This window comes from Klebsiella sp. V115_8, from assembly GCF_029967715.1.
GTDB lineage: Bacteria > Pseudomonadota > Gammaproteobacteria > Enterobacterales > Enterobacteriaceae > Klebsiella > Klebsiella quasipneumoniae.
Genome location: NZ_JASCAR010000035.1, coordinates 1 through 12,626, shown reverse-complemented (window position 1 = coordinate 12,626; position 12,626 = coordinate 1). Strand labels below are relative to the sequence as shown.

General features: G+C 57.2%; 11 protein-coding genes and 1 tRNA gene. 3 read left to right on the top strand and 9 right to left on the bottom strand.

Annotation, left to right across the window (positions count from 1 at the left end):
- Positions 1–79 precede the first annotated feature (79 nt).
- A complete protein-coding gene (gene ilvC / locus QLG03_RS16165; protein ID WP_023291546.1) occupies positions 80–1,555 on the bottom strand; it encodes a ketol-acid reductoisomerase in 1,476 nt (491 codons plus the stop codon).
- Positions 1,556–1,707: 152 nt separating this feature from the next.
- Between ilvC and ilvY the strand changes: the two genes are divergently transcribed.
- The gene (gene ilvY, locus QLG03_RS16160) at positions 1,708–2,598 is read left to right on the top strand and encodes an HTH-type transcriptional activator IlvY (RefSeq protein ID WP_012543253.1); all 891 of its coding nucleotides are present in this window, start codon (positions 1,708–1,710) and stop codon (positions 2,596–2,598) included.
- Here the strand turns inward: ilvY and ilvA are convergent.
- From ilvA to ilvL, 6 genes are all read right to left on the bottom strand, one after another.
- Positions 2,595–4,139, bottom strand: coding sequence for a threonine ammonia-lyase, biosynthetic (ilvA, locus tag QLG03_RS16155; RefSeq protein WP_017899412.1), 1,545 nt, complete (start codon positions 4,137–4,139; stop codon positions 2,595–2,597). The two genes, ilvY and ilvA, sit on opposite strands and share 4 nt — an antisense overlap.
- A gap of 2 nt (positions 4,140–4,141) precedes the next feature.
- Positions 4,142–5,992 (bottom strand): dihydroxy-acid dehydratase, encoded by a 1,851-nt coding sequence (gene ilvD / locus QLG03_RS16150; RefSeq protein WP_023291545.1) that lies wholly within the window; start codon positions 5,990–5,992, stop codon positions 4,142–4,144.
- Between the two features lie 60 nt (positions 5,993–6,052).
- Positions 6,053–6,982, bottom strand: coding sequence for a branched-chain-amino-acid transaminase (ilvE, locus tag QLG03_RS16145; protein ID WP_002883171.1), 930 nt, complete (start codon positions 6,980–6,982; stop codon positions 6,053–6,055).
- 16 nt (positions 6,983–6,998) lie between these two features.
- The gene (ilvM, locus tag QLG03_RS16140; RefSeq protein WP_004886870.1) at positions 6,999–7,256 is read right to left on the bottom strand and encodes an acetolactate synthase 2 small subunit; all 258 of its coding nucleotides are present in this window, start codon (positions 7,254–7,256) and stop codon (positions 6,999–7,001) included.
- The gene (gene ilvG, locus QLG03_RS16135; protein ID WP_255989720.1) at positions 7,253–8,899 is read right to left on the bottom strand and encodes an acetolactate synthase 2 catalytic subunit; all 1,647 of its coding nucleotides are present in this window, start codon (positions 8,897–8,899) and stop codon (positions 7,253–7,255) included. Before ilvG ends, ilvM begins: the two co-directional genes overlap by 4 nt.
- Positions 8,900–9,039: 140 nt before the next feature.
- Positions 9,040–9,138 carry an ilv operon leader peptide gene (gene ilvL, locus QLG03_RS16130; protein WP_001311244.1) on the bottom strand — a complete coding sequence of 33 codons (99 nt, stop codon included), beginning with the start codon at positions 9,136–9,138 and terminating at the stop codon, positions 9,040–9,042.
- Between the two features lie 354 nt (positions 9,139–9,492).
- Between ilvL and QLG03_RS16125 the strand changes: the two genes are divergently transcribed.
- Positions 9,493–11,013: a YifB family Mg chelatase-like AAA ATPase gene (locus QLG03_RS16125; RefSeq protein WP_032454493.1), complete on the top strand. Its 1,521-nt coding sequence runs from the start codon at positions 9,493–9,495 to the stop codon at positions 11,011–11,013.
- A gap of 24 nt (positions 11,014–11,037) precedes the next feature.
- Here QLG03_RS16125 and QLG03_RS16120 read toward each other — a convergent pair whose 3' ends face one another.
- Positions 11,038–11,376: a DUF413 domain-containing protein gene (locus tag QLG03_RS16120; RefSeq protein ID WP_004886877.1), complete on the bottom strand. Its 339-nt coding sequence runs from the start codon at positions 11,374–11,376 to the stop codon at positions 11,038–11,040.
- A 118-nt stretch (positions 11,377–11,494) separates the two neighbouring features.
- On the opposite strand from QLG03_RS16120, the gene hdfR reads away from it, so the two are divergent.
- A complete protein-coding gene (gene hdfR / locus QLG03_RS16115; protein ID WP_023291542.1) occupies positions 11,495–12,316 on the top strand; it encodes an HTH-type transcriptional regulator HdfR in 822 nt (273 codons plus the stop codon).
- Between the two features lie 108 nt (positions 12,317–12,424).
- Here the strand turns inward: hdfR and QLG03_RS16110 are convergent.
- A tRNA-Trp gene (locus tag QLG03_RS16110) sits at positions 12,425–12,500 on the bottom strand.
- Positions 12,501–12,626 lie beyond the last annotated feature (126 nt).

Here is a 12,626-nt window from a genome sequence, read left to right as displayed (position 1 = left end):
CCCAGGAACATAGATAACTATGTGACTGGGGTGTACGTACCGTAGCCAACGCATCGGCCAGTCGAAAGACGGCGAGGAATTAGCCGGCAACCGCAATACGCTTCATATCGGTCATATAGCCACGCAGTTTGTGACCCACTTTCTCGATCTGGTGGCTGCGGATGGCTTCGTTGACATCACGCAGCTGGGCGTTGTCTACCGCGCCTTCGGCAATCGCCGTACCCAGGTCGCCAGTCTGCAGGGTGGTCATGAACTCTTTCAGCAGCGGTACGCAAGCGTAAGAGAACAGGTAGTTACCATATTCAGCGGTATCGGAGATAACCACGTTCATCTCGTACAGACGCTTACGGGCGATGGTGTTGGCGATCAGCGGCAGCTCGTGCAGTGATTCGTAGTAAGCGGACTCTTCGATGATGCCGGAATCGACCATGGTTTCGAACGCCAGCTCAACGCCTGCTTTCACCATCGCAATCATCAGAACGCCTTTATCGAAGTACTCCTGCTCGCCGATTTTACCTTCATACTGCGGCGCGGTTTCGAACGCGGTTTTACCCGTCTCTTCACGCCAGGTCAGCAGTTTCTTATCGTCGTTCGCCCAGTCCGCCATCATACCGGAGGAGAATTCGCCGGAAATGATGTCGTCCATGTGTTTCTGGAACAGCGGCGCCATAATCTCTTTCAGCTGCTCGGAGAGCGCATAAGCGCGCAGTTTCGCCGGGTTAGAAAGGCGATCCATCATCAGGGTGATGCCGCCCTGCTTCAGCGCTTCGGTGATGGTTTCCCAGCCGAACTGAATCAGTTTTTCTGCATACGCCGGATCGGTACCTTCCGCCACCAGCTTGTCGAAGCACAGCAGAGAACCCGCCTGCAGCATGCCGCAGAGGATGGTCTGCTCGCCCATCAGGTCAGATTTCACTTCTGCCACGAAGGAAGACTCCAGGACGCCCGCACGGTGGCCGCCGGTCGCCGCTGCCCATGCTTTCGCAATGGCCATGCCTTCGCCTTTCGGGTCATTTTCCGGGTGTACCGCGATAAGCGTCGGTACGCCGAAACCGCGTTTGTACTCTTCACGCACTTCGGTACCCGGGCACTTCGGCGCCACCATCACCACGGTGATGTCTTTACGGATCTGCTCGCCCACTTCCACGATGTTGAAGCCGTGGGAGTAGCCCAGCGCCGCGCCGTCTTTCATCAGCGGCTGTACGGAGCGCACAACGTCAGAGTGCTGCTTGTCCGGGGTCAGGTTAACCACCAGGTCCGCCTGTGGGATCAGCTCTTCATAAGTGCCGACTTTAAAACCGTTTTCGGTCGCTTTACGCCAGGAGGCGCGCTTCTCGGCGATCGCTTCTTTGCGCAGCGCATAGGAGATATCCAGGCCGGAGTCACGCATGTTCAGACCCTGGTTCAGACCCTGCGCGCCGCAGCCGACGATGACCACTTTTTTACCCTGAAGGTAGCTTGCGCCATCGGCGAATTCGTCGCGCGCCATAAAGCGGCATTTGCCCAGCTGTGCCAGCTGCTGGCGCAGGTTCAGTGTATTAAAGTAGTTAGCCATGTCTGTAACTCCGTGATGTTGTGTCGTGCTTATTGTTCGGTTCGCTTTTGCGAGAATGAACTTACTATATGACAGGAATTTTATTGCGGAAATTGATATATTCACAACGTCACGTTGCATTTTATGAAATACAAAACCGGGGAGTACGCGCCGTGGATTTACGCGATCTGAAAACCTTTCTGCATCTGGCGGAAAGCCGCCATTTTGGCCGCAGCGCGCGGGCCATGCACGTCAGCCCGTCGACGCTTTCGCGCCAGATCCAGCGCCTGGAAGAGGACCTCGGCCAGCCGCTGTTCGTGCGAGATAATCGCACGGTGACCCTGACCGAAGCCGGGGAAGAGTTACGCACCTTTGCCCAGCAGACTTTACTGCAGTATCAGCAGCTTCGCCACGCCATCGATCAGCAGGGCCCTTCGCTCTCCGGCGAGCTTCACATCTTCTGCTCTGTCACCGCCGCCTATAGCCATCTGCCGCCGATCCTCGACCGCTTTCGCGCCGCGCATCCCTCGGTAGAGATCAAGCTGTCGACCGGCGACGCCGCCGACGCCATGGAAAAGGTGGTCACCGGCGAAGCCGACCTGGCGATTGCCGGTAAGCCGGAGACCCTGCCAGGGTCGGTGGCGTTTTCGATGCTGGAGAACCTCGCCGTGGTGTTAATTGCCCCGGCCCTTCCCTGCCCGGTGCGCAACCAGGTGACCGTCGAGCGTCCGGACTGGTCGACAGTGCCGTTTATCATGGCTGATCAGGGGCCGGTACGTCGGCGTATCGAGCTGTGGTTTCGACGGCATAAAATCAGCAATCCGTCGATCTACGCCACCGTCGGGGGCCACGAAGCGATGGTGTCGATGGTCGCCCTGGGATGCGGCGTGGCGCTGCTGCCGGAGGTGGTGCTGGAGAACAGTCCGGAGCCGGTACGCAACAGGGTGATGATTCTGGAGCGCAGCGATGAGCAAACCCCATTCGAGCTCGGCGTTTGCGCACAAAAAAAGCGGCTGCATGAGCCGCTTATTGATGCTTTCTGGAAAATCCTGCCGAACCACTAGCCCGCGAGGAAAAAGCGGAATGCCGGGTTATGGGTCTCATCGTGACATTCATAGCCCAGCTCATTGAGACGAGTTTCAAAGTCCGGCTCGTGCTCGCCCAGCTCGAAGGCCGCCAAAACCCGACCATAGTCGGTACCGTGGCTACGGTAGTGAAACAGCGAAATATTCCAGTGGGTGCCAAGGGTGTGCAGGAACTTCAGCAGCGCCCCCGGGGACTCTGGAAATTCGAAGCTGAACAGCCGCTCCTGCAGCGCTTTGGACGGTCGGCCGCCAACCATATAGCGCACATGGAGCTTGGCCATTTCGTCATCGGAAAGGTCAACGACGCTGTAGCCGCCATCATTCAGTAACTGGAGGATCTCTTTCCGCTCCTCCAGCCCACGACTCAGACGCACCCCCACAAAGATGCAGGCGTCTTTGGCATCGGCAAAGCGGTAGTTGAACTCGGTCACCGAACGCCCCCCCAGCAGCTGGCAAAACTTCAGAAAGCTGCCTTTCTCTTCCGGGATCGTCACCGCCAGCAGCGCTTCGCGCTGTTCCCCGAGCTCGCAGCGTTCAGACACGTAGCGCAGACCGTGGAAGTTGACGTTGGCCCCGGACAGAATGTGAGCCAGTCGCTCGCCGCGAATATTGTGCTGGGCGACATATTTCTTCATCCCCGCCAGCGCCAGGGCGCCGGAAGGCTCTGCCACCGCCCGCACATCTTCGAACAAATCCTTCATCGCCGCGCAAATAGCGTCGCTGTCGACGGTGATGATGTCGTCCAGATACTCCTGGCACAGACGGAAGGTTTCATCGCCGATGCGTTTGACCGCCACGCCTTCGGCAAACAAGCCGACGCGCGGCAGATCCACCGGATGACCGGCATCCAGCGCCGCCTTCAGGCAGGCCGAATCTTCCGCTTCCACCGCTATCACTTTAATCTGCGGCATCAGTTGCTTGATCAACACCGCCACGCCTGCCGCCAGGCCGCCGCCGCCCACCGGGACGAACACGCGGTCAATGTGGGCATCCTGCTGCAGCAGCTCCAGCGCCAGGGTTCCCTGACCGGCGATGACCATCGGGTGATCGAACGGCGGCACCCAGGTAAAACCCTGCTGCTGCGCCAGCTCGATCGCTCTCGCCTTCGCTTCGTCAAAATTGGCGCCATGCAGCAGCACTTCGCCGCCAAAGCCGCGAACGGCATCCACTTTGATGTCGGCGGTCGCTACCGGCATCACGATCAGCGCCTTAACGCCCAGCCGCGATGCGGAGAACGCCACGCCCTGGGCATGATTGCCCGCCGAGGCGGTGATCACCCCGTGGGATTTCTGTTCCGCGGTCAGGCTGGACATCATCGCGTAGGCGCCGCGCAGCTTAAAGCTGTGTACCGGTTGGCGATCTTCGCGCTTCACCAGAATAACGTTATCCAGGCGAGAAGAGAGTTTGTCCATTTTTTGCAGCGGCGTTTTCTGCACCGCTTCATAAACCGGCGCGCGCAGCACTGCTCTCAGGTATTCGGCGCCCTCGGGGGCGCCGGAGAGGGGTTGTGAATCCGCCATGATTAGCCACCCAGTTTCGATTTATCGCGAACCGCGCCTTTGTCAGCGCTGGTCGCCAGGCTGGCGTAGGCGCGAAGGGCAAAGGAGACCTGACGCTGGCGATGCTTCGGCGTCCACGCCTGGTCGCCACGCGCTTCCTGGGCTTCACGACGCGCCGCAATTTCCGCATCGCTCAGCTGCAGCTGGATACTGCGGTTTGGAATATCAATCGCGATCATGTCGCCATCTTCAATGAGCGCAATGTTGCCGCCGCTCGCCGCTTCCGGTGAGACGTGACCGATAGAGAGCCCTGAGGTGCCGCCGGAGAAACGGCCATCGGTGATCAGCGCGCAGGCTTTGCCCAGCCCCATCGACTTCAGGAAGCTGGTGGGGTAAAGCATCTCCTGCATCCCCGGCCCGCCTTTCGGCCCTTCGTAGCGGATCACCACGACGTCGCCTTCAACGACTTTGCCGCCGAGGATGGCCTCAACCGCATCGTCCTGGCTCTCATATACTTTCGCCGGACCGGTAAATTTCAGGATGCTGTCGTCCACGCCGGCGGTTTTCACGATACAACCGTTTTCCGCGAAATTGCCGTACAGCACCGCCAGGCCGCCGTCCTTGCTGTAAGCGTGTTCCAGAGAACGGATACAGCCTTCGGCGCGATCGTCATCCAGCGTATCCCAGCGGCAGTCTTGCGAGAACGCCTGGGTGGTACGGATGCCCGCCGGGCCGGCGCGGAACATCTTTTTCACCGCATCGTCCTGAGTCACCATCACATCGTACTGTTCCAGGGTCTGCGGCAGCGTCAGGCCGAGGACGTTTTTAACCTCGCGATTCAGCAGCCCGGCGCGGTCCAGCTCGCCCAGAATGCCCAGCACGCCGCCGGCGCGATGCACATCTTCCATATGGTATTTCTGCGTGCTCGGCGCCACCTTACACAGCTGCGGCACTTTGCGGGAGAGCTTATCGATATCGCTCATGGTGAAATCGATTTCAGCTTCCTGCGCCGCCGCCAGCAGGTGCAGAACGGTGTTGGTGGAACCGCCCATGGCGATATCCAGCGTCATGGCGTTCTCAAAGGCCGCCTTGCTGGCGATATTGCGCGGCAGCGCGGAAGCGTCATCCTGCTCGTAATAGCGTTTGGTCAGCTCAACGATACGTTTCCCGGCGTTAAGGAACAGCTCCTTACGATCGGCATGGGTCGCCAGCAGAGAGCCGTTACCCGGCTGCGACAGGCCCAGCGCTTCGGTCAGGCAGTTCATGGAGTTGGCGGTAAACATCCCGGAACAGGAGCCGCAGGTCGGACAGGCGGAGCGTTCCACCTGATTACTCTGCTCGTCGGACACTTTCGGATCCGCCCCCTGGATCATCGCATCCACCAGGTCGAGCTTGATGATTTTATCTGACAGCTTGGTTTTCCCGGCTTCCATTGGGCCGCCGGACACAAAGATCACCGGAATGTTCAGGCGCAGGGAAGCCATCAACATCCCCGGGGTGATTTTGTCGCAGTTGGAGATACAGACCATCGCATCCGCACAGTGGGCGTTAACCATGTACTCCACCGAGTCGGCGATCAGCTCGCGGGATGGCAGTGAATAGAGCATACCCCCGTGGCCCATGGCGATCCCATCATCCACTGCGATGGTGTTGAATTCTTTGGCCACGCCACCGGCGGCTTCAATCTGCTCGGCAACCAGTTTGCCGAGGTCGCGCAGGTGCACGTGCCCGGGAACAAACTGGGTAAAGGAGTTAACGACGGCGATAATCGGTTTGCCGAAATCGGCATCGGTCATCCCGGTTGCGCGCCACAACGCGCGGGCGCCCGCCATATTGCGGCCATGTGTGGTGGTGGCGGAACGGTACTTAGGCATGCTCTTTTTACTCCCATCTGTGTTTATTAAATGGGACGGTGCGTGCCGTCCCATTTTTAATTACTTACTTACCGGATCCAACCAGCCCCATTTGTCTTCTGTTTCACCGGTGAAGAGGCCAAAGAAGGCTTCCTGAATGCGTTTGGTGACCGGACCGCGACGGCCTGCGCCGACCTGGATGCCATCCACGCTGCGTACCGGGGTGATTTCCGCCGCGGTGCCGGACATGAAGACTTCATCCGCCAGGTACAGGGATTCACGGGACAATACCTGCTCGCGGACTTCAATACCGAGATCTTTCGCCAGCTTGATGATGGCGTCGCGGGTAATGCCCGGCAGCGCGGAAGAGGTAAACGGCGGGGTGAACAGCACGCCGTCCTTCACTTCAAACAGGTTTTCGCCTGCGCCTTCCGAGATATAGCCGTTAACATCGAGGGCGATACCCTCCTGGTAGCCATGGCGACGCGCTTCGCTGCCAACCAGCAGCGAGGAGAGATAGTTGCCGCCGGCTTTCGCCGCCGTCGGGATGGTGTTCGGCGCCGCGCGGTTCCAGGAAGAGACCATTGCATCGATCCCCTGCTCCAGCGCTTCTGCGCCGAGGTAGGCTCCCCACGGGAACGCCGCGATGATCACGTCAGTGTTGTAACCCGGAGGCGGGTTTACCCCCATGCCGACATCGCCAACAAACACCAGCGGGCGGATATAAGCGCTGGTCAGATTATTGGTGCGAATGACTTCGCGGCAGGCTTCCATCAGTTCGTCGACGCTCTGGGAGACCGGAAAACGATAAATTTTGGCTGAATCATGCAGACGCTGCATATGTTCGCGATGACGGAACACCACCGGGCCTTTGTGCGAGTCATAGCAACGGATGCCCTCGAATACCGAGGTGCCATAGTGCAGCGCATGGGACATCACATGAACTTTCGCTTCGCCCCACGGAACCATCTCGCCATTGAACCAGATGTAATCAGCTTTTTTCGTCGTCATTTTTCTTCCTTTGCGCTCAGGCGCGGATTTGTTGTGATGTGGGTTGCTGGATCTCGACGCAGGCAACGTCGACCAGTTTGCTTAATTGACTAAACAGTAATTCGACGGGCCGCGGGCTGGCAACGGTCAATTCGATATTTATGTTCTGTGCGTCCGCCGCGGTTTCCATGTTCATTGCGCAGATTTGGAAACCACGGTGGCGGACAACGCGCAGCACGCGCTCTAAGGTTTCCGGGTTGAAACGTGCCTGTAAAGCGACCTGATGTTGCATCATGATAATTTCTCCAGCATTTCAGAGTTACTGGCGCCGGGCGGCACCAACGGCCAGACATTCTCAAGTTCGTCGATTGAGACATGAAGCAGGTATGGCCCCTGGCTCGAAAGCATGGTGTCGAGTGCCGCTTCAACCTGGTCTTTACGGGTGATGTGTTGGCCAGCAATACCGAAGGCGCTGGCCAGCGTGAGGAAATCAGGGTTATCAGTCAGAGTGGTTTCGCTATAACGTTCCTGGAAAAACAGCTGCTGCCATTGTCGAACCATCCCTAACCGCTGGTTGTCGAGTAATACGATCTTAAGCGGTAACTGCTTGCGTTTAACGGTGCCCAGCTCCTGCACATTCATCATGAAGGAGCCGTCACCGGAGATACAGATCACTGTATCGTTAGGGCGCGCCACCTGGGCGCCAACGGCGGCCGGCAGGCCAAAGCCCATGGTGCCTAAGCCGCTGGAGGTGATGAAGTTTTCCGGGCGGGTATAGGTCATATGCTGAGCCGACCACATCTGATGCTGACCAACGTCGGTTGTCACCACGCTGTCCGCCGGCTTGCGGTCGGAAAGCTGTTTCAGCAACAGCGGCGCGTAGATTGCCTCACCGGGATGATCGTAACGCCAGGCGTGATCGGCACGCAGCGCGGCACTCCGCTCGCGCCAGCCATCGATAGCTAACGGCTGCTGCAGCGCCGGCAGCAAGCGGTTCAGGTCGCCGGTCAGACCGATGTGCGCCTGGCGCAGCTTGTTCAGCTCCGCCGGATCGATGTCCATATGGATCACTTTGGCATGCGGCGCGAAGGTGTTGAGCTTGCCGGTCACGCGATCGTCAAAGCGCGCGCCGACGGCAATCAGCAGATCGCACTCCTGTACCGCCAGGTTGGCCGCCTTGGTGCCGTGCATTCCCAGCATGCCGAGATAATACGGGTAATCGGCGTCCACCACGCCCAGCCCTTTCAGAGTGCAGGTCGCCGGCATCCGGGTTACGGCGAGAAATTCACGCAGCGCCGGTACCGCCTGCGCCATGCCGACCCCGCCGCCAACATACAGCATCGGTTGCTGCGATTGAGCCAGCATCTGCAGAGCCTGAGCCACTTCCGCCTGCGGAAATGCCATCTCATCGGCGACCGTAGAGAAATGGGGATCGAGATCGCCCTGCGCCATCTGAATATCCTTAGGGATATCAACCAGCACCGGGCCTGGACGGCCTGAGTTTGCCACCTGGAAAGCTTCAGCAATGACCCGCGGCAGCTCGTCCAGAGACTGCACGAGGAAACTGTGCTTAGTACAGGCCAGTGACAAACCGAGAACGTCTACTTCCTGAAACGCATCCGTGCCAATGAAGGGTGCGGCCACCTGGCCGGTGATGGCGACAATGGGGATGGAGTCAAGCAAAGCGTCCGCCAGGCCGGTGATCAGATTGGTCGCGCCCGGGCCGGAGGTCGCGATACACACTCCGGTTTTACCGGTTGCTCGCGCATAACCAATGGCCGCCATGGCTGCCCCTTGCTCATGCCGGCACAGCAGGTGCTCCACGCCGCCGTCATACAGTGCATCGTAAACCGGCATAATTGCGCCACCCGGATAGCCAAAAACGGTGTCGACCCCCTGTGTCCGCAAAGCATGTACCACCCACTGCGCGCCATTCATAGTTAGTTCCCCGTCATAAATCGGGAGAAACAGAATTTTATGCTAAAAGTCATCATCTGCTCCTCGCTTAGGTTATTTCAGTTATAAAAAAACCCCCGGACCTTTCGGTGCGGGGGTCTTAGTTCGTTAAGGCTTGATTATTAAGCCTTTCCTCGTCCAAGTGCAGCCCCGCACGGTGGGATAATAATCACCACCACGCTAATCACGACCAAGCTAATCACTCGTAGAAGGGCTGTCATTTTCTGTACTTTCTGGCTTCTTGTTCGAAGGAATACCTAAAGAGGTACCACAGATATCACATAAAACACAAGATTTTTTTATATCTCCGTTGCTGAGCAGCCTAACAGTTTCAGCAAAAATAATTGTTTTATATGAAAAAAATCAGAAATGAAAAAAATTCAGTTTTCTCTCGCCTGCCGCGCGCTTTTGCGCGTGCCTTTCCCACGCCACTCTCTTTTGCGAGCGAAATTCCATTTTCGGCTAAATGTAACGATATAGCGCGAAAAGTATGGATGTATGGTCCTAACTTCTGACTATTACCGCTCCCGTTTTACCACAGGTCAGCCATAATCCTGCCTGGTCCAGGAGGTTTTATGTCGCTCGCCATCGTCTATACTCGCGCGGCGCTCGGTATCGAAGCGCCATTGATTACTGTCGAGGTTCATCTCAGCAACGGTCTGCCCGGCCTGACTATGGTCGGACTGCCGGAGACTACCGTGAAAGAGGCCCGTGACCGGGTCCGTAGCGCCCTGATCAACAGCGGCTACGCTTTCCCTGCCAAGAAAATAACCATTAACCTGGCGCCAGCGGATCTACCTAAAGAGGGCGGACGATACGATCTGCCTATCGCTCTCGCGCTTCTCGTCGCCTCAGAGCAGCTCAATACGACGCGACTGAATCACTATGAGTTTGTGGGCGAACTCGCCCTCACAGGTGGGTTACGTGGCGTTCCAGGGGCGATCCCCAGCGCAATGGAGGCCATCAAAGCCGGCCGGCGTATCGTCGTCTCCGCTGATAATGCGGCTGAGGTCGGCCTGATCGGCGGCAGCGATTGCCTGGTCGCCGACCATCTGCAGGAGGTGTGCGCTTTTCTCGCGGGGCAGACATCGCTTTCACCGCCTCTTGCCGAGGCACCCATTGTTGATGAACGCGGCGAAGATTTGCGCGATGTTATCGGCCAGCAGCAGGGAAAACGAGCGCTGGAGATTGTGGCCGCCGGGGGTCACAACCTGCTCCTGATAGGCCCGCCCGGCACCGGGAAAACCATGCTTGCCAGCCGGTTACCCGGTCTCCTGCCGCCATTAAGCAATCAGGAAGCACTGGAGAGCACCGCCATTCAGAGCCTGGTCAATCTGCATACCGCGAAGACCCGGTGGCGTCAGAGGCCGTTTCGCGCGCCTCACCATAGCGCCTCGCTGGCAGCGATGGTGGGCGGCGGCTCAATACCGGTCCCCGGTGAGATTTCCCTGGCCCATAATGGCGTGCTGTTTCTTGATGAACTGCCTGAGTTTGAGCGGCGTGTACTGGATGCGCTGCGCGAACCCATTGAGTCAGGCAAGATCCACATATCACGCTCGCGCGCCAAAATTGACTATCCGGCGCGCTTTCAGCTTATCGCGGCGATGAACCCAAGCCCGACAGGGCATTATCAGGGCAAACATAATCGTACATCGCCTGAGCAGACATTACGTTATCTGGGACGTCTGTCAGGCCCCTTCCTTGACCGCTTCGATCTCTCCTTAGAGATCCCGCTGCCGCCGCCAGGGATACTGAGCCAGGGCACGCAGGGCGAAGAGTCTAGCGCAACGGTCCGGCAGCGGGTGCTGGCGGCGCGCGAACGGCAAATGCTCAGGCAAAATAAGCTCAATGCTCATCTTGAGAATCGTGAAATGAAGAGCTGCTGCCACTTACGGCGGGAGGACGCTGTCTGGCTGGAACAGACGCTAACGCAGTTGGGGCTCTCTATTCGAGCCTGGCAGCGTCTGTTAAAGGTGGCGAGAACCATTGCCGATCTGGCAGAGGCTGAAGAGATTGAACGCCGTCATTTGCAGGAGGCGCTCAGCTATCGGGCGATAGACCGGATGCTAAACCATCTGCAGAAAATGATGGCGTAAAAAAAGGGCTTACGCCCTTTTTTCTTAGTCATCGCTTTCGGTGTAATCGTCAGCGCCTTCCATCTGCGGTTTGCCGCCGGAAAGGGTATGGAAACGCTTCGGCCGCTTGATGCGCGCCATATACTTAATCCATACGCGTTCTGCTTCCGTTACCGGCTCACGCTCACCACGGCACACCGAGACAAACTGTTTTTCATCATCGGTAACAGGTTCGCGTTTACCCAGTTCCAGTTCGTTAAAGGCATAACCATGACGTTCCAGCAGTTGCGCCTCTTTGATGGTGAAATCACCGTGACGGGAGAACCCGCGTGGATAATTTTTATTGTCGAAAAAACGATTAGTCGTCGTAAAGCTTTCCGCCATCCTACACGCTCCTGATTCTTTGGCCGAGCTATTTATGGCGCGGAGTATTAGTTACGCTTGACAGAGCGTCAAACAAAACATTTAAATCATCACGACAAATAATTTTGTGGAGAACGGTGTGGATACGGAATTGCTCAAGACTTTCCTGGAAGTGAGCAGAACTCGTCACTTTGGGCGAGCAGCAGAGGCGCTTTACCTGACGCAGTCAGCGGTCAGCTTTCGTATTCGTCAGCTGGAAAATCAACTTGGTGTGAACCTGTTCACCCGACATCGTAATAACATTCGCCTGACGACGGCCGGAGAAAAGCTCCTGCCTTACGCCGAAACGTTAATGAATACCTGGCAGGCTGCGCGCAAGGAGGTCGCACACTCTTCGCGACATAATGAATTCTCCATCGGGGCCAGCGCCTCGCTGTGGGAATGCATGCTTAACGGCTGGCTCGGCACCCTCTACAGCGCACCTTACAATCTCCAGTTTGAAGCGCGTATCGCACAGCGGCAGTCGCTGGTTAAACAGCTTCACGAACGCCAGTTGGATCTGCTGATCACCACCGAATCGCCGAAGATGGATGAATTAAGCAGCCAGCTGTTGGGTAATTTTACCCTTGCCTTGTATTGCGCATCGCCTGCAAAAAACAGAAATGAATTGAATTACTTGCGCCTTGAATGGGGGCCTGATTTTCAGCAAAACGAAGTGGGTCTGATAGGAAGCGATGATGTTCCGCTGCTCACTACCTCTTCAGCTGAATTGATCTACCAGCAATTATCACGCCTGAACGGCTGCTGTTGGCTACCTGTTCGCTGGGCGAAAGAGAAACATGGGTTACATACGGTCATGGACAGCGCTACGCTTTCCCGCCCACTCTATGCGATCTGGTTACAAAATAGCGATAAGCAGGCGCAGATCCACGAGATCCTGAAAAGTCCTATCCTGGAATAAGCGGTACTCTCCATGGACGGAGAGAAGCAAGGTATTTTGAACAGGGATATTGCAGATGGAGAGTAGAGATAAAAAAAATCCTTTGCCTGAGCAAAGGATTCTTATAAATGGCAGGGGCGGAGAGACTCGAACTCCCAACACCCGGTTTTGGAGACCGGTGCTCTACCAATTGAACTACGCCCCTAAAGCTTTCTTACCACTAAGCCTGCTATCTGAGCAGGCTTAATGTTAAATAAGTGGCGGAACGGACGGGACTCGAACCCGCGACCCCCTGCGTGACAGGCAGGTATTCTAACCGACTGAACTACCG